The sequence below is a fragment of the Streptomyces sp. SID9727 genome (assembly GCF_010550605.1).
Taxonomy (GTDB): Bacteria; Actinomycetota; Actinomycetes; order Streptomycetales; family Streptomycetaceae; genus Streptomyces.
In genome coordinates, this window is the sequence record NZ_JAAGNI010000262.1 from 1 (window position 1) to 16,198 (window position 16,198).

Annotated in this window: 14 protein-coding genes and 1 pseudogene; 12 read left to right on the forward strand and 3 right to left on the reverse strand. The window is 71.6% G+C overall.

What is annotated here, in order from left to right; all coding sequences use genetic code 11:
• Both G3I41_RS17170 and G3I41_RS17175 read left to right on the forward strand, forming a co-directional pair.
• The coding region (locus tag G3I41_RS17170) for a glycoside hydrolase family 3 C-terminal domain-containing protein (protein ID WP_203601216.1) at positions 1 to 1,594 on the forward strand (1,594 nt) is incomplete at its 5' end.
• A gap of 8 nt (positions 1,595 to 1,602) precedes the next feature.
• The gene (locus G3I41_RS17175; RefSeq protein WP_164401102.1) at positions 1,603 to 2,694 is read left to right on the forward strand and encodes a LacI family DNA-binding transcriptional regulator; all 1,092 of its coding nucleotides are present in this window, start codon (positions 1,603 to 1,605) and stop codon (positions 2,692 to 2,694) included.
• A 31-nt stretch (positions 2,695 to 2,725) separates the two neighbouring features.
• On the opposite strand, the gene G3I41_RS17180 is transcribed toward G3I41_RS17175, so the two are convergent.
• Positions 2,726 to 4,084 carry an ROK family transcriptional regulator gene (locus tag G3I41_RS17180; RefSeq protein WP_203601217.1) on the reverse strand — a complete coding sequence of 453 codons (1,359 nt, stop codon included), beginning with the start codon at positions 4,082 to 4,084 and terminating at the stop codon, positions 2,726 to 2,728.
• 145 nt (positions 4,085 to 4,229) lie between these two features.
• On the opposite strand from G3I41_RS17180, the gene G3I41_RS17185 reads away from it, so the two are divergent.
• The 6 genes from G3I41_RS17185 (at position 4,230) to G3I41_RS17210 (ending at position 10,016) form a co-directional block, all read left to right on the forward strand.
• Positions 4,230 to 5,543 (forward strand): sugar ABC transporter substrate-binding protein, encoded by a 1,314-nt coding sequence (locus G3I41_RS17185; protein WP_164401103.1) that lies wholly within the window; start codon positions 4,230 to 4,232, stop codon positions 5,541 to 5,543.
• Positions 5,544 to 5,553: 10 nt separating this feature from the next.
• Positions 5,554 to 6,564 (forward strand): sugar ABC transporter permease, encoded by a 1,011-nt coding sequence (locus tag G3I41_RS17190; protein WP_164401104.1) that lies wholly within the window; start codon positions 5,554 to 5,556, stop codon positions 6,562 to 6,564.
• The gene (locus G3I41_RS17195) at positions 6,557 to 7,465 is read left to right on the forward strand and encodes a carbohydrate ABC transporter permease (protein WP_164401105.1); all 909 of its coding nucleotides are present in this window, start codon (positions 6,557 to 6,559) and stop codon (positions 7,463 to 7,465) included. The genes G3I41_RS17190 and G3I41_RS17195 overlap by 8 nt, the downstream gene beginning before the upstream one ends.
• A gap of 20 nt (positions 7,466 to 7,485) precedes the next feature.
• Positions 7,486 to 8,844, forward strand: coding sequence for a GH1 family beta-glucosidase (locus tag G3I41_RS17200; RefSeq protein WP_164401106.1), 1,359 nt, complete (start codon positions 7,486 to 7,488; stop codon positions 8,842 to 8,844).
• A gap of 165 nt (positions 8,845 to 9,009) precedes the next feature.
• A complete protein-coding gene (locus tag G3I41_RS17205) occupies positions 9,010 to 9,786 on the forward strand; it encodes a MerR family transcriptional regulator (protein WP_239081677.1) in 777 nt (258 codons plus the stop codon).
• A 47-nt stretch (positions 9,787 to 9,833) separates the two neighbouring features.
• The gene (locus G3I41_RS17210) at positions 9,834 to 10,016 is read left to right on the forward strand and encodes a hypothetical protein (RefSeq protein ID WP_164401108.1); all 183 of its coding nucleotides are present in this window, start codon (positions 9,834 to 9,836) and stop codon (positions 10,014 to 10,016) included.
• Between the two features lie 17 nt (positions 10,017 to 10,033).
• On the opposite strand, the gene G3I41_RS17215 is transcribed toward G3I41_RS17210, so the two are convergent.
• Positions 10,034 to 10,618, reverse strand: a complete 585-nt coding sequence (locus G3I41_RS17215; RefSeq protein WP_164401109.1) for a TetR-like C-terminal domain-containing protein — start codon at positions 10,616 to 10,618, stop codon at positions 10,034 to 10,036.
• A gap of 271 nt (positions 10,619 to 10,889) precedes the next feature.
• Entirely contained in the window at positions 10,890 to 12,278 is a 1,389-nt protein-coding gene (locus G3I41_RS17220) for a cellulase family glycosylhydrolase (protein WP_164401110.1), read from the reverse strand.
• A gap of 241 nt (positions 12,279 to 12,519) precedes the next feature.
• Between G3I41_RS17220 and G3I41_RS17225 the strand changes: the two genes are divergently transcribed.
• The 4 genes and pseudogenes from G3I41_RS17225 to G3I41_RS17240 all read left to right on the forward strand — a co-directional run.
• A complete protein-coding gene (locus G3I41_RS17225) occupies positions 12,520 to 13,542 on the forward strand; it encodes a LacI family DNA-binding transcriptional regulator (protein WP_164401111.1) in 1,023 nt (340 codons plus the stop codon).
• A 276-nt stretch (positions 13,543 to 13,818) separates the two neighbouring features.
• Positions 13,819 to 14,934, forward strand: coding sequence for a lytic polysaccharide monooxygenase (locus tag G3I41_RS17230; protein ID WP_164401112.1), 1,116 nt, complete (start codon positions 13,819 to 13,821; stop codon positions 14,932 to 14,934).
• 160 nt (positions 14,935 to 15,094) lie between these two features.
• Complete coding sequence (locus G3I41_RS17235; RefSeq protein ID WP_164401113.1) at positions 15,095 to 15,832, forward strand: MgtC/SapB family protein; 738 nt, start codon at positions 15,095 to 15,097, stop codon at positions 15,830 to 15,832.
• A gap of 39 nt (positions 15,833 to 15,871) precedes the next feature.
• Positions 15,872 to 16,198, forward strand: a pseudogene (locus tag G3I41_RS17240) (PucR family transcriptional regulator); the annotation flags it as partial.

Consider the following 16,198-nt stretch of genomic DNA (forward strand, 5'->3'; position numbering starts at 1 on the left):
CGCCGTCGCAGCCGGTGCCGTGCTCCTCCGCAACGAGGGCGGGCTGCTGCCGCTCGATCCCGCGGCGCTCCGGTCCGTCGCGGTCATCGGGCCGCACGCCACCGCCGTGCGCGTGCAGGGCGGTGGCAGCGCGGAGGTGTTCCCGGAGCACGTGGTGAGCCCGCTGGCCGGGATCGAGCGGGAACTGGACGGGATCGCGGCGGTGACGTACGAGCCGGGGCTCCCGGCGTCGGACCGGCCGGAACCGCTCGGCCGCGACCGGGCGCGCGATCCGCGCGACGGCGAGCCCGGGGTGCTCGTGCGGCTGCTCGACGCGCGGGGCACCGAACTCCACGCGGAGCACCGGCTGTCCGGCCGGATCGTGGAGCCGTCGGTCCCGGCCGGGGACGCGGTCGCGGTGGAGGTCCGGGCCCTGTTCCGGCCGCACGAGAGCGGCACGTGGACCTGGGCGGTGGGCGGCTGGGGCGACATCGCGCTCTCCGTCGACGGCCACGAGGTGCTGTCCGGCACCTTCCCGCTGGACAGCGACGACCCGACCCGGGTGCACGTCGCCCCGCCGCTGCACACGGCCCGCGTGGAACTGACGGCGGGCCGGGAGGTGGAGGTGGTCGCTTTCCGCTCGCTCGCCCCGGGCACGGGGGTCGCCACGGTCCTCGCGGCCGCCCCGCCCGCGGGCGACCCGGACACCGCGCGCGCCGCGGCGGTCGCCGCCGCACGCTCGGCCGACGTGGCGGTGGTGGTCGTGGGCACCACGGAGCAGAGCGAGTCCGAGGGCCACGACCGCGAGAGCCTCGATCTGCCGGAGGGTCAGGACGCGCTGGTGCGGGCGGTTGTGCGGGCCAACCCGCGTACCGTCGTGGTGGTCAACGCCGGTGGCCCGGTCGCGCTGCCCTGGCACACCCGGGTGCCCGCGCTGCTGCTCGCCTGGTTCCCGGGCCAGGAGGCCGGGGACGGGCTGGCCGACGTGCTGTTCGGGCGCGCCGAGCCCGGCGGCCGGCTGCCGACCACCTGGGCCGCGGCCCAGGACGACGTGCCGGTGCTCGGGACCGCACCCGGTGCGGACGGGCGGCTGCGCTACGCGGAGGGTCCGCACGTCGGATACCGGGCCTGGCTGCGGTCGGGGGCCGCTCCGGCGTACTGGTTCGGCCACGGACTCGGTTACACCGGCTGGGCGTACGAGGAGCTGGCGGCCCCGGCGGCGGTACGGGCCGGCGAGGCGTTCGACGTGCGGGTGCGGGTGCGGAACACCGGACGGCGGCGCGGGCGGGAGGTGGTGCAGGTCTACCTGACGCGCGGCGGGTCCGCCGTGGAGCGGCCGGTGCGCAAGCTCATCGGTTACGCGGCGGTCGGGGCGGAACCCGGGGAGAGCGCGGACGCGGTGGTCCGGGTGGACGGGCGGGCGCTGGCCCACTGGTCGCCCGGAGGGCGCGGGTGGGAGACGGAGACCGGTGCGTTCACGCTGCTCGGGGGCCGTTCCGCGGGCGATCTGCCGCTGACCGCGGAGGTCGTGGCACGGCCTGGTCCGGACGCGGCCGGGAAAGGATCCGGTAACGGTTCGGAGCACAATGGAGAGCGCTCTCCGTTGATGCTATAAATGCGCTCATGACGGATGATCTGCGACCGGCCGGAACACCCACCCTTGAGGACGTGGCGAGGGCGGCCGGTGTTTCCCGCGCCACCGTCTCCCGGGTGATCAACGGCGTACGGAATGTCGACCCGGTGATCCAGGAGGCGGTGCGCAGCGCGGTCGCCTCGACTGGCTACGCGCCCAACCGCGCGGCGCGCTCGCTGGTGACCCGGCGCACCGACGCCATCGCGCTGGTGGTGTCCGGCGCGGGCGTCGAGCCGGAGGCCGAGGAGGGCGCGCCGCCGGACGGGGCGGACGGCGGCGAGGGGGCCTCGTTCACCGGGCAGGTCTTCGCCGACCCGTTCTTCGGGCGGGTGGTGACCGGAGTCGTCAACTACCTGCGGCCGCGCGGGATGCATCCGGTCCTGATGTTCGCCGAGACGTCACGGGCGCGGGAGGACGTGGTGGCGTTCCTGCGCCAGGGCAGCGCCGACGGCGCGCTGGTCGTCTCGACGCACGCGGAGGACCCGCTGCCGGGCATGCTCACGGACGCGGGGCTGCCCGCCGTGCTGTACGCGCGCCCGGCGCGGGCGGCCCGGATCAGCTATGTCGACGTCGCCCATCAGGACGGCGCGCGGCTGGCGGCCGAGCATCTGCTGGCCCGGGGCTGCCGCCGGATCGCGACCATCACCGGACCGCTCGACGTACCCGCCGTGCAGGAGCGGCTGGCCGGCTTCCGGGACGCGATGACGCACCACGGACACCCTTACATCGCGATCGCCGAGGGGCGGTTCACGCAGGAGAGCGGCGAGACCGCGATGGAGCGACTGCTGAGCGAACACCCGGACCTGGACGGGGTGTTCGCGGCCAACGACCTGATGGCCACGGGCGCCTGCCACGTCCTGCGGGAGCGCGGCAAGCGGATCCCGGAGGACGTCGCGGTGATCGGCTTCGACGACAGCAGCGCGGCCCTGGCCTGCCGTCCGCCGCTCACCACGGTCCGCCAGCCGGTGGAGGCGATGGCCGCGGAGATGGCCCGGCTGCTGATCGAGCGGCTGGGCAGGCCGGAGGGCGCCGCGACGTCCGTGGTCTTCGAACCGTCACTGGTGGTCCGGGACTCGGCGTAGGGCCGGTCCGGAGACCCCGCGGAAGCGCCGCTCACCCCGCCGCGCCCTGCTCCGTCCTGGGCCGCTCCCTGCCGCGCACGGCGTCCGCCGGGGTCCGGAGCGCCGGTGCCGCGGCGCCGGTCCGGGGCGGGGGTGAGGGGCGGCTGCCGCCGCGGGCCAGGAAGTCGGCCAGGGGCAGGGTCGCCGCGCCGACCGTGACGGCGTCCGGGCCGAGGCGGCCCATCTCGATGGTGGTCCGGGCCGCGGCGTGCTTCAGGGCGTACTCCTGGGCGTACCGCCGGATGTCGGGCAGCAGGTGCGGGCCGATGAGGAGGCCCGCCCAGCCGCCGAGCAGGATGCGCTCGGGCAGGAAGAGGTTGATCAGGTCGCCCAGCGCGGCGCCCAGGCACTCGGCCGTCTCGTCGAGGAGGGCGACCGCCACCGGGTCGGGCTCCACCCCGGGGGGTGGGTAGGCGGCGGCGAGGAGCGCGGCGAGCGCGGTCTCGTCGTCGGCGTCGGCGGGCAGCGGGCCGCCCGCCTCGTGCCAGCGTTCGCGCATCGCCTCGGCGCCCGCGTACGCCTCCAGGCAGCCGATCGAGCCGCAGCGGCACCGCCGGCCGCGCAGTTGCACGGTGCTGTGGCCCCACTCCAGGGCCTGGCTGCCGCGGTCCTCGTCCAGGAGGTCGCCGTGGTTGACGCAGGCGCCGACGCCGGAACCGATGAGGGCGATCGCCGAGGCGCCCGCGCCCCGCCCGCCGCCGAACCACATCTCGGCCTGGCCGAGCGTCTTGGCGCCGTTGTCGATGAAGAACGGGACCTCGGGCGGCACCCGCACCGCGTCCCGGAGCAGCCGCTCGAAGGGGACGGCGCTCCAGTCGATGGTCTGGCCGTGGACCACGGAGCCCACGTCGCCGACGGAACCGTCCGGCGCGTGGCGCTCGATGATGCCGGGGACGCCGATCCCTATACCGAGCAGCCGGTGCGGGTCGGCGCCGGCGTCCCGCAGCACGTCGGCGACGCCGCTGCGGACATGGCCGACGATGCGGTCCACGTCGTAGCCGTGCTGGGCGAGCAGCCGCTCGGTGCGGGCGAGCTCGGTCAGGGAGAGGTCGAAGAGCTCCACCCTGATCCGGGTCTCACCGATGTCGATGCCGATGAGGAGGCCGCCGCCGGGGGCGACGCGCAGCAGGGTGCGGGGGCGGCCGCCGTCGGAGTCGACGACACCGGCCTCCTCCAGCAGGTTCTCCGCGGAGAGCTCCGCGACGACGTTGCTGATGGAACCCGAACTCAGCCCGGTCGCCGGGCCGAGTTCCTGGCGGCTCAGCGGGCCGTCGAAATACAACCGTTGCAATACCCGCGACCGGTTGCCGCGTCGCAGGTCACGCACGGTCCGTCTGTTGCGCTCAGCCATGTGGCTCCTTCCCTGGCGGAAACATACCGCGACCCCGGGACTTGACGCGACCTTCGCTCACCTCTTAAATCACGTCATAAATTAAGCCCTGAAGGTCGTTCGGATCCCGAACACGGCCTTCCTCCCCGGAAAGGGGCCATCCCGCATGCGCACCATCAGAGCCGCGGCAGCCGTCACCCTCGCGATCTCCATAGCCGCCGGTGTCACCGGCTGCGGAGGCGGTACGTCCTCGGGCGGCGGCAGCAACGATTCGCCGAAGACCCTCACGTACTGGGCCTCCAACCAGGGCGCCAGCATCGAGGCCGACAAGAAGATCCTGACTCCCGAGCTGAAGAAGTTCGAGGAGCAGACCGGGATCAAGGTCAAGCTGGAGGTCGTGCCGTGGGCCGACCTGCTCAACCGGATCCTCGCCGCCACCACGTCCGGCCAGGGCCCGGACGTCCTGAACATCGGCAACACCTGGTCGGCCTCGCTCCAGGCGACCGGCGCGCTGCTCCCCTGGAGCAAGGAGAACTTCGACGCGATCGGCGGCCGTGACCGGTTCGTCGACTCGGCGGTCGCCTCGGCCGGCGCGGAGGGCAAGGACCCCGCCGCGGTCCCGCTGTACTCACTGGCGTACGCCCTCTACTACAACAAGAAGAGCTTCGCCGAGGCCGGCATCGAGAAGCCCCCGGCCACCTGGGACGAGCTGGTCGCGGACGGCAAGAAGCTCTCCAAGGACGGCAAGTGGGGGCTGGGCGCCGAGGGCTCCAACCTCTCCAACAACATCCACCAGACCTTCGTCCTGGGTCAGCAGCACGGCGCCGACTTCTTCGACGCCGGGGGCAAGCCGACCTTCACCTCGGACGGCGCGGTCGCGGCCGTGAAGCAGTACATCGACTTCATGGCCAAGGACAAGATCATCGCTCCGGGCAACGCGGAGTACGCCCAGAACCAGTCCCTGACGGACTTCGCCAAGGGCAAGACCGCGATGGTGCTGTGGCAGGCCGCCGCCTCCACCTTCGCCTCGCAGGGCATGAAGCCCGAGGACTGGGGCGCGGCCCCCGTCCCCGTCGCCTCCGGCGCCCCCGGCCAGGGCAAGAACGTCAACTCCATGGTCGCCGGCATCAACATGGCGGTGTTCAAGAACACCAAGAACCTCGACGGCGCCAAGAAGTTCGTGAAGTTCATGACGAGCGACGACGAGCAGAAGCTGCTCAACAAGACCTACGGCTCGATTCCGCCGGTCAAGGCCGCCCAGGCCGACGAGGCGTTCTCGGCGCCCGACCTCGCGGTTCTGCGCGACACGCTGGCGAAGAGCGCGGCCCCACTGCCGCAGGTGCCCAACGAGTCGCAGTTCGAGACCGCTGTCGGCACCGCGGTCAAGGAGCTGTGGGCCGACGCTGCCGCCGGCCGTCCCGTGACCACCGAATCCGTCAAGGCGCGCCTGGAAAAGGCCCAGCAGACGATGCAGCAGTAAGGCACCCTTCATGACCGCCACCGTGACCACCGACAGCCTGACGGAGAAGTCGGACAGGGTGACGAGCCGGGGCAGCGGGGGTGCGCGCAGGAGACTGCCGCGCATCCCCGACCGGATCCGCCAGGGCGGACTGCCCTATCTCCTGCTCCTGCCGGCCGTCCTGCTCGAACTCCTCGTCCATGTGATCCCGATGATCATCGGGATCGTGATGAGCTTCCGCCAGTTCACGCAGTTCTACATCAACAACTGGGGCGGGGCGCCCTGGAGTGGCTTCGACAACTACAAGATCGCCGTCGACGTCAACGCCCCGATCGGCGAGGCACTGCTCCACTCGTTCTTCGTCACCTGCGTCTTCACGTTCTTCGCCGTCGGCCTGGCGTGGCTGTTCGGGGTCGCGGCGGCGATCATGCTGCAGGAGAACTTCCGCGGCCGGGGCTTCCTGCGGGCGGTCTTCCTCGTCCCGTACGCCCTGCCGGTCTACGCGGCCGTGATCACCTGGGCCTTCATGTTCCAGCGCGACAACGGCCTGGTCAATCACGTGCTCCACGACCAGCTCGGGCTCACCGACCAGCCGTCGTTCTGGCTGATCGGCGACAACAGCATCTACGCGCTGATCATCGTCTCGGTCTGGAAGGGCTGGCCCTTCGCCTTCCTGATCGTGATGGCCGGGCTCCAGAACATCCCGCGCGAGCTGTACGAGGCCGCCTCGATCGACGGCGCCGGCATCTGGCAGCAGATCCGCAAGATCACACTGCCTTCGCTGCGCCCGGTCAACCAGGTCCTGGTGCTCGTCCTCTTCCTGTGGACGTTCAACGACTTCAACACCCCGTACGTGCTGTTCGGGAAGGCCGCCCCCGAGAACGCGGACCTGATCTCGATCCACATCTACCAGTCCTCGTTCGTCACCTGGAACTTCGGCACCGGCTCCGCGATGTCCGTGCTCCTGCTGCTGTTCCTGCTGGTCGTGACGGCCATCTACCTGTTCATCACCTCACGCGGAAGGAAGGGTGCCGATGCCTAGCCATGCCCAGCCGTCCGCGCCGCCCGCCAAGACGACGGGGCGCTCGCGCCCCCGTTCCCCGATGGCCGCGCCGCAGTCCTTCCTGTGGATCCGCCGGGCCGTCCTGACCTTCCTGACCGGCTTCGTCCTGCTGCCCGTCTACGTGATGATCAGCAGCTCGCTCAAGCCGCTCCAGGACGTGTCGGGGAAGTTCCACTGGATCCCCTCGGGGCTGACGGTGCAGCCCTACATCGACATCTGGGACACCGTCCCGCTCGCCCGGTACTTCGTCAACTCGCTGATCGTGGCGGGCGCGGCGACGGTCCTCTCGGTGATCATCGCGGTGTTCTCTGCGTACGCGGTCAGCCGCTACAAGTTCCGCGGCAAGCGCGTCTTCACCGTGACGGTGCTCTCCACCCAGATGTTCCCGGGCATCCTCTTCCTCCTGCCGCTGTTCCTGATCTTCGTGAACATCGGCAACAGCACGGGCGTCGCCCTGTACGGCTCGCGCGGCGGTCTGATCCTCACGTATCTGACGTTCTCGCTGCCGTTCTCCATCTGGATGCTCATCGGCTACTTCGACTCGATCCCCCGGGATCTGGACGAGGCCGCGCTCGTCGACGGCTGCGGGCCGATCCGGGCGCTGTTCCGGGTCGTGGTGCCGGCCGCCGTACCGGGCATCATCGCCGTCGCCGTCTACGCGTTCATGACCGCGTGGGGCGAGGTCCTCTTCGCCTCCGTCATGACCAACGACACCACCCGCACCCTGGCCGTCGGCCTCCAGGGCTACGCCACCCAGAACGACGTGTACTGGAACCAGGTCATGGCCGCCTCGCTCGTCGTCAGCGTGCCGATCGTCGCCGGCTTCCTGCTCCTCCAGCGCTACCTGGTGGCCGGCCTGACCGCGGGAGCCGTCAAGTGACCGCTTCGGAAAGGAAGTCCGTGAACGACCTCAGCGCCCTGCCGGCCGGCTTCACCTGGGGCGTCGCCACCGCCGCGTACCAGATCGAGGGAGCCGTGACCGAGGACGGCCGCGCCCCTTCCATCTGGGACACCTTCTCGCACACCCCCGGCAAGGTGGCCGGCGGCGACACCGGCGACGTGGCCTGCGACCACTACCACCGGGTCCCGGAGGACATCGGCCTGATCAAGGAGGTGGGGGCGAACGCGTACCGCTTCTCGCTCGCCTGGCCGCGCATCGTGCCCGGCGGCGACGGACCGGTCAACGCGGCCGGCCTCGACTTCTACGACCGCCTGGTGGACGGGCTGCTGGAGGCCGGGATCACCCCGTTCGCCACGCTCTACCACTGGGACCTGCCGCAGGCCCTCCAGGACCGGGGCGGCTGGACCGTACGGGAGACCGCGGAGCACTTCGCGGCGTACGCCTCGGTCGTCGTGGAACGCCTCGGGGACCGCGTCAAGGACTGGGCGACCCTCAACGAGCCCCTGTGCTCGGCGTGGATCGGCCACCTGGAGGGCACGATGGCACCGGGTCTGACCGACCTGACCGCCGCCGTCCGGGCCTCCTACCACCTGCACCTGGGCCACGGCCTCGCGGTCCGGGCGATCCGCGGCATCTCCCCCGACGCCCGGGTCGGCATCGTCAACAACCTCAGCCCCGTCGAAGCGGCCACCGACCGCGAGGCCGACCGGGCGGCGGCGGTGCGCGGCGACGGGCACACCAACCGCTGGTGGCTCGACCCGATCCTCGGGCGCGGCTACCCCCAGGACATGGTCGACCTGTACGGAGTCGAACTCCCGGTGCGGGAGGGCGACATGGAGCTGATCTCCGCGCCGCTGGACTGGCTGGGCGTCAACTACTACTTCCGCCAGGTCGTCACCGCCGACCCGTCCGGCCCGGTGCCGCACGCGAAGCAGGTGTACCTGCCCGGGTCGCGCCACACCCACATGGACTGGGAGGTGCACGCCCAGGGCCTGGAGCAGCTGCTCCTGCGCCTGACCGAGGAGTACGGCGTCGAGCGCGTCTACGTCACGGAGAACGGCTCGGCCTACCAGGACGTCGTACTCCCCGACGGGTCCGTGCACGACCCCGAGCGCACCCAGTACCTGGAGGAACACCTCGCCGCCTGCGCCCGCGCAGTCCGCAAGGGTGTCCCGCTGGCCGGCTACTTCGCCTGGTCGCTCCTGGACAACTTCGAGTGGGCGTACGGCTACGACAAGCGGTTCGGCCTGGTCCACGTCGACTACGCGACCCAGCGCCGCACGGTCAAGACCAGCGGCCGCCGCTACGCGGAACTGATCCGCGAAGCGTCGGCTCCCCGCTCCCGCAAGGCCGCCTGACCCGGCCGCCCGCCCGACCGCCCCCGGCCGCGACGGATCACCGCCGCCGCCGGGGGCTCCGGGCTGCGGGCGGTGAGCTGCCGGGACGCCCGCACCGAGCCCGGAGAGGAATTCATGACGTCTCCGGCTTGAACCTCACGCGGTGTGAGGATGCATCGTGGAACCATGACGCGCGAAACGACGAGCGAATCCTGGCGAGTGGGCCGCCTCGCGGAGGCCAGCGGGCTGACCGTACGCACCTTGCACCACTGGGACACCATCGGCCTGCTCAGCCCCTCCCGGCGCACCGCGGGAGGACACAGGGAGTACACCGAGGCCGACCTCGCGCGTCTGTACCAGGTGCTGGCGCTCCGCAGTCTCGGGCTGGCGCTGGACACCATCGCCGTCTGCCTCGACGCGGGTGTCGATCCGACGCGGCTGGTCCGCGATCACCTGGCCGCTGTCGAGACGTCCATCGAAGCCCTCGGTGTCCTGCGCGACCGGCTCGTGCGACTGGACGTGGAACTGTCGGCCGGACAGGCTCCGCCGGCCACGGCCCTGGTCGATGCGCTGCGGGCGATCGGCCGCACCGACCCGGAGGGCGAGCACGCCCTCGACCGCCACCTGGACTCCGGACAGATGCGGGTTCTGCGGACCCGTGCCGCGGCGCTGGGGCCCGCGCGGCATTACCTGCTCGAAGTCGAGTGGCCCGAGTTGTACCGCCGGGCGGACCGGCTCCGTACGGCCGGAACTCCCGCCGGCGACCCACAGGTCCGCCGCATCGTGTCCCGGATGGATGAGCTCAGCGCGTTGTTCACCGGCGGCGATGCCGGCATTTCCGCCGGAGTGAGGGCCGCCTGGCACGACGACCCGGCGGCCATGTCGGGAGAACCCGCTGCTCCCGCCGAGGACTGGCGAGAGCTGGCCGCATACCTGGACCGCGCTCGCCGGAACTCCGGCTGACGCGTCCCCGCCCTGGTCGACCCGCACCTGCCTCAAGGAGCTCGGTGATGAACCGACGAACGCGTATCCGTATCACCCTGGCCTCAGCCGTCCCCACGCTCCTCACCCTCCCCGTCCTCTGCCTCCTGGCTGCGGTCGGTGTGGCCCCGTGGGCCGTCCTCCTGGCCCTGCCGGTGTCACTCGCGGTCCAGGCCGTCGTCACCCTCTCCCGCACGCACCGGATGCCTTGAGAGAAACCGAGGACGGGTCAGTCCTCCGCGGCGGTCGCCGAGGTCCAGTGCGACAGCAGGAAGTGCAGCGCCTCGACCGCGTGCTCCCAGGAGGTCTGCACCGGTCGGGCGGCCTCGAAGCCGCCCTCGGACTCCAGGTCGGTGAAGCCGTGGAAGGTGCTGCGCAGCAGCCGTACCGCGTCCGTGAGGTCCGGGTCGCTCAGGCCGTACGCGCGCAGCATCGCGGAGGTGGTGCGGATGGTGCGGTGGTACGCGGGCGCCTCGGCGACGACCGCGGGGTCGACGCGGTAGCGCGTGGCGGCGTACCGGCCGGGGCACTCCAGCGCGAAGGAGCGGTAGGCGTCGGCGAACGCGAACAGCGCGTCCTTCCCGGCCCGGCCTGCCACCGCCGCCTCGATGCGGTCGATGAACTCCTCGGCGGCCAGGAGCGCGACGCGGGTCCGCAGGTCGCCCAGGTTCCTGACGTGGGAGTAGAGGCTCGCGTCCTTGACGCCGAAGCCCCGGGCCAGCGCGGAGATGGTGACCTTGTCGAAGCCGGCCGAGTCCGCCAGATCGGCCGCAGCCGCCACGACCCGGTCGGTCGTGAGCCCCGCGCGCACCATGTCCACCCCTGCCGACGTGTTTCCTAGACCCCTTAGCTTTACGCCTCGCCGAATATACACAGAGGCCCGCGGTGGTCACGGCCCGGCCGTGACCACCGCGGGCCTCTGTACCGTGCCGACAGCGGGGAGTGGTCGACACGGTGGCCGGGATAGCTCGGAGAGCGCTCTCCGAAGCCCAGTGTCTCGCCGCTGTCGACGGGGTGTCAAGGTTCGGCCGCTGGACACACGGATGCGGGGGCCCGGCCGCGCCGGAGCCCCCGCATCTCACGGATCAGCTGGTCGGGAAGTTGTCCGGGGTGCTGATCCGGGACTTGAGCAGCGCGCCCGACTCGGTCAGCACACCGCTGCTGCTGTAGTCGCCGCCGTCGCAGGTGCCGGGCTTGAAGGCGGCACTGCTCTCGTTGGCGTCCGAGTAGGTCCAGTTCGCATAACTGATCTTCAGCTGGTCGAGCAGATCCAGCCAGGCGGTGGTGCTCGACCGGTCCAGCGCGCCGCCACCGGTGGCGCTCACCGTGCCGAACTCCGTCACGAAGAGCGGGAGTTTCGAGGCGGCCCGGCTCACCGTCGCCCGGTAGTTGTCCTTGTGGCTGGCGGCGTAGAAGTGGAACGCGTACATGATGTTGGTGGCGTTGACGGGACTGTTGACGACCTCGCTCTCGTTGGAGCCGTCCGAGACCCCGAGGGACGACCAGCCGCGCGTGCCGACGATGACGACCGCGTCCGGGTCGGCGGCCCGGATGACCGGGATGACCTGCTCGGCGTAACTCTTGATGCCGGCCCAGCTCACGCCGTTGGGCTCGTTGGCGATCTCGTAGATGACGTTCTTCTTCGAGGCGTTACGGGCGGCGACCGACGCGAAGAAGGTCTTGGCGCGCGCCAGGTTGTAGTTCGGGTCGCCCGGAGTCAGGGTGTGGAAGTCGATCAGGGCGTACATGCCGCGGGCCTCGGCCATGTCGACCAGGCTGTTGACCTTGCTGGTGAACCCCGCCGGGTCGGTCTCGTAGCCGTCCTCCTGCACGTACATGGCGGTGCGCAGCAGGTCCGCCTTCCAGTCGTTCGCCAGCGCGTCCAGCGACGCGTTGTTGTAGCACTGGCTGAACCACTGGAGGCCGTGCGTGCTCATGCCGCGCAGCTGGATCGGGCGGTTGTACTGGTTGCACAGGTTCACCCCGCACACGCGGAGCTGCCCGTTGGTCTCCACCGGGGTACCGTCACCCGTGGCGGGCGGCGGATCGTCGTCGTCGCCCCCGCCGCCGACCGTGCCCGTACAGGCGACGCCGTTGAGCGTGAAGCCCGTGGGCGCCGGGTTGGCGCCCGAGAAGGAGCCGACGAAGCCCAGGTCGGCCGTGCCGCCGGTGGCCAGGGTGCGGTTCCAGTCGACGGGGGCCGCGGTGACCGTGGAGCCGGACTGCGACCAGGTGGCGTTCCAGCCCTGGACCACCTTCTGGCCCGATCCGGGCAGCGTGAACTTGAGCTGCCAGCCGCTGACGGAGTCACCGAGGTTGGTGACCTTCACCCCGCCCTGGAAGCCGCCCTCCCACTGACTGGCGACCGTGTACTCCACCTTGCATCCGGTGGCGGCCGCCGCCGGGGGGCCGGCCAGGACCGTCAGGCCCGTGGCCGTGGCACCGGCCGCCAGTAGAGCCAAGAAGCGTTTCACAGCATTTCTCCTCGTTCGAAGGGGAACAACTGAGGAACAACTGGATGGGAGCGCTCCCAGAACCCATCGGCCCGAGACCGTACACGCCCCCGGGGCCCACGCATAGCCATCCGACGCTGTCATGCACAAATAAAGTTGGGAGCGCTCCCAGACGAGTGACGCGATCGCGTCGTCAATTGGTCCGACTCCTTCGGCCGCCCACCTTCCGGGCCGTAGGATCGGTGCCTCTTGGGGGTGGTCCATGCTGAACAGGGGTTCCGGCACGCCGACGCTGGAAGAGGTGGCGGCGCTCGCCGGGGTGGGCCGGGGGACGGTCTCCCGAGTGATCAACAACGCGGCGGGCGTCCGGGAGTCCACCCGTCGCGCCGTGCAGCGCGCCATCGACGAACTGGGTTACGTGCCCAATCTGGCCGCGCGGTCCCTGGCCGGCCAGCGCGCGGGTGCCGTCGCCCTGGTGATGACGAAGACGGACTGGCGGCTGTTCGGGGAGCCCTTCTTCTCGGAGATCGTGCGTGCGGTCGGCGACGCCCTGGACGAGCGGGGGGTGCAACTGCTGCTCACCCTCGTCCGCACGGACACCGAACGGCAGCGGCTCCTGGAGTACGTGCGCGGCGGCCGGGTCGACGGGGTGCTGCTGATGTCGGTGAGCGCCGAGGACCGGCTGCCCGACATGCTCGCGGACGCCGGAGTGCCGACCGTGCTGCTCGGCCGGCGCTCCGGCGACGAGCGGGTCACCTATGTGGACGCCGACAACGTTGGCGGCGCGCGGGACGCGGTCGGCCACCTGGTGCGCGGCGGGCGCAGAACCATCGCCGCGATCGCCGGTCCGCCCGAGATGTACGTCGCCCAGTGCCGGCTGCGCGGTTATCGGGAGGCCCTGCGCGAGGCGGGCTGCGCGGAGCCGCCGTCCCTGGTCGCCCAGGGAGACTTCACCGAGGCCAGCGGGCGGCGCGCGATGGCCCGCCTGATCGAGCGGCACCCGGAGGTCGACGCGGTGTTCGCCGCTTCGGACAGCATGGCGGCCGGGGCGCTGGCCGCGCTGCGCGCGGCGGGGCGGCGGGTGCCCGGGGACGTGGCGGTGGTCGGCTTCGACGACTTCGAGCTCGCCGAGCAGACCGACCCGCCGCTGACCACGGTCCGCCAGCCGATGGAGGAGATCGGCCGGGCGATGGTGCGACTGCTGCTGGAGGAGATGAACCGGCCGAAGGTCGCCTGGCACCACGTCATCCTGCGCACAAGCCTGATGGTGCGTCAGTCGGGTTGACCAAAAGGGGAGTTGCCCTGAGCGCGCTCGGCGCGTGCGCGAGCCGCGACCGACTCGACCGATGCCGCGCACAGGGTTGTCAGGGACACGACCGTGCCCTACAGTCCCCTACCAACGAACACATGGGAGCGCTCCCACCTGTCCGCACCCCCGCGCCCCCTCCGCGGCCCGCCCACCCCGTCTCCCCCACCCGTGAGGCCCCGGAGTGCCACCCCCGCACGCCCGGCGCCACCTTCACGTACGACGACAGCCCCCGCACCCGCAGAAGGAGACACCATGGCACGACGCAGAACACAACTCGCCTCCCTGGCGGCGGTGCTGGCGACACTGCTCGGCGGAATCGCCTTCACCCTGCTGGGCCAGAGCAGCGCGCAGGCCCACGGTGTCACCATGACACCGGGCTCGCGCACCTACCTCTGCTGGCTGGACGCCAAGACGAGCACCGGCTCCCTGGACCCGACCAACCCCGCCTGCAAGGCCGCGCTCGCGGAGAGCGGCGCGAGCTCCCTGTACAACTGGTTCGCCGTGCTCGACTCCAACGCGGGCGGGCGGGGCCAGGGTTACGTCCCGGACGGCACCCTGTGCAGCGCCGGCGACCGTTCCCCGTACGACTTCACCGGCTACAACGCGCCGCGCGGCGACTGGCCCCGTACGCACCTCACCTCCGGTGCCACGATCGAGGTCGACCACAGCAACTGGGCCGCGCACCCCGGTTCCTTCCGGGTGTACATGTCCAAGCCGGGTTACTCACCCACGTCCGAACTGGGCTGGGACGACCTCGAACTGATCCAGACCGTGACCAACCCGCCCGCGGTGGGCTCGCCGGGCACCGACGGCGGACACTACTACTGGAACCTGACCCTGCCCTCGGGCCGCTCGGGTAACGCGGTGATGTTCATCCAGTGGGTGCGCTCGGACAGTCAGGAGAACTTCTTCTCCTGCTCCGACATCGTGTTCGACGGCGGAAACGGCGAGGTCACCGGCATCCGCGGCTCCGGCAGCACGCCCGACCCGGACCCGACCGACCCGACCCCGGACCCGACCGACCCCACGCCGGACCCGACCGACCCCACCGACCCGCACGCCGGCTGCATGGCGGTCTACAACGTGACCAACTCCTGGAGCGGCGGCTTCCAGGGATCCGTCGAGGTCATGAACCACAACACGACGGCGCTCGACGGCTGGGCCGTGCAGTGGAAGCCCGGCACCGGCACCAAGGTCAGCAGCGTGTGGAGCGGGGTGCTGAGCACCGCGTCCGACGGCACGCTGACCGTGAAGAACGCCGACTACAACCGGTCGATCCCGCCGGACGGAAGCGTCACCTTCGGCTTCACGGCGACCTCGACGGGCAATGACTTCCCCGTCGGCTCGATCGGCTGCGTCAACCCGTAGCCCCGACACGGAGGGCGGCGGTTCCCGAGCGGCACGGGAGCCGCCGCCCTCTTGCCGATCCTTGACCCGTGACCGCCCCGCCACGCGCCCGCGGGTCCCGAATGGCCCGGTACGGTGGACTCCGTCCGATCATGTTCCGCCGGACGGGTACGGAGGCTGCGTGGCACTCGACATCAACGAACCGTTCGGTCAGAACTGGACGCACGCGGCGCAGTTCGGCATCGCGTTCGTCCTGTCGTGCGCGATCGGGATCGAGCGTGAGATCCGCCAGAAGGCGGCCGGGCTGCGCACCTACACGATCGTCGGGCTCGGTGCCGCGCTCTTCACGCTGGTCAGCAAGTTCGGCTTCTCCGATGTCGTGGTGACCGGCCAGGTGGAGCTGGACCCGTCGCGGGTCGCGGCCCAGATCGTCTCCGGGCTCGGCTTCATCGGCGGCGGCGTCATCTTCGTCCACCGGGGCTCGGTGCGCGGCCTGACCACGGCCGCCTCCATCTGGCTCACCGCCGCCGTGGGCTGCGCGGCCGGCGCCGGGCTGCCCGTGCTCGCGACGCTGGCCACGTGCGCGTACTTCCTGGTGTCCTACGGGGTACGCCCCCTCGCCCACCGGCTCCCCGCCCTGCGCAACGCCTCGATCGGCTACCGCATCACGTACACCGAGGGCGTCGGAGCCCTGCGCGAGCTGGTCAACCACTGCACGGAGGCCGGGTTCGCCGTGTCCGAACTGACCACGCTCTCCGGCTCGGGCAGATTCCGGCGGCGCCGCTCGCAGGACGCCGAGGGGACCGTGGAGGTCGCGCTGAGCGTGCAGGGGCGGGGCGACCCCGACGCGCTGACGGCACGCCTTGCGGGCACGGCCGGGGTCCTGGCGTGCAGCCGGAGCGACCTCAACGACGAGTGAGCCCGGCCCGCGCGCCGGGTGCTCGTATGCTCGGCTGCCATGACGAGCCGTGCCGCCCTCCCACCGGAGCCGTCCGTCCCACTGCGCGAGCTCCTCGCCTTCGACGACGGGGGCAGCCTGCGGCTGCTGCTCGCCCCCTCGGGCCGTGACGTCGGGGTGCGCGGTGTGGCCGTGGGCGACGAGGGCCCGGCCCGTTCACTGGACGGCTGCCTGGTCCTGGTGACCGGTGCGCCGGCCACGTCCCCCGAAGCCGCCGTCCCGGTCCGGGACGCCGCGCGGCGCGGCGCGTCCGGCGTCGTGCTGCGCGCCGTGGACGGGGTGGCCGCCGCGCCACAGGTCCTCGCCGCCGCCGAGGAGGCGGGGGTC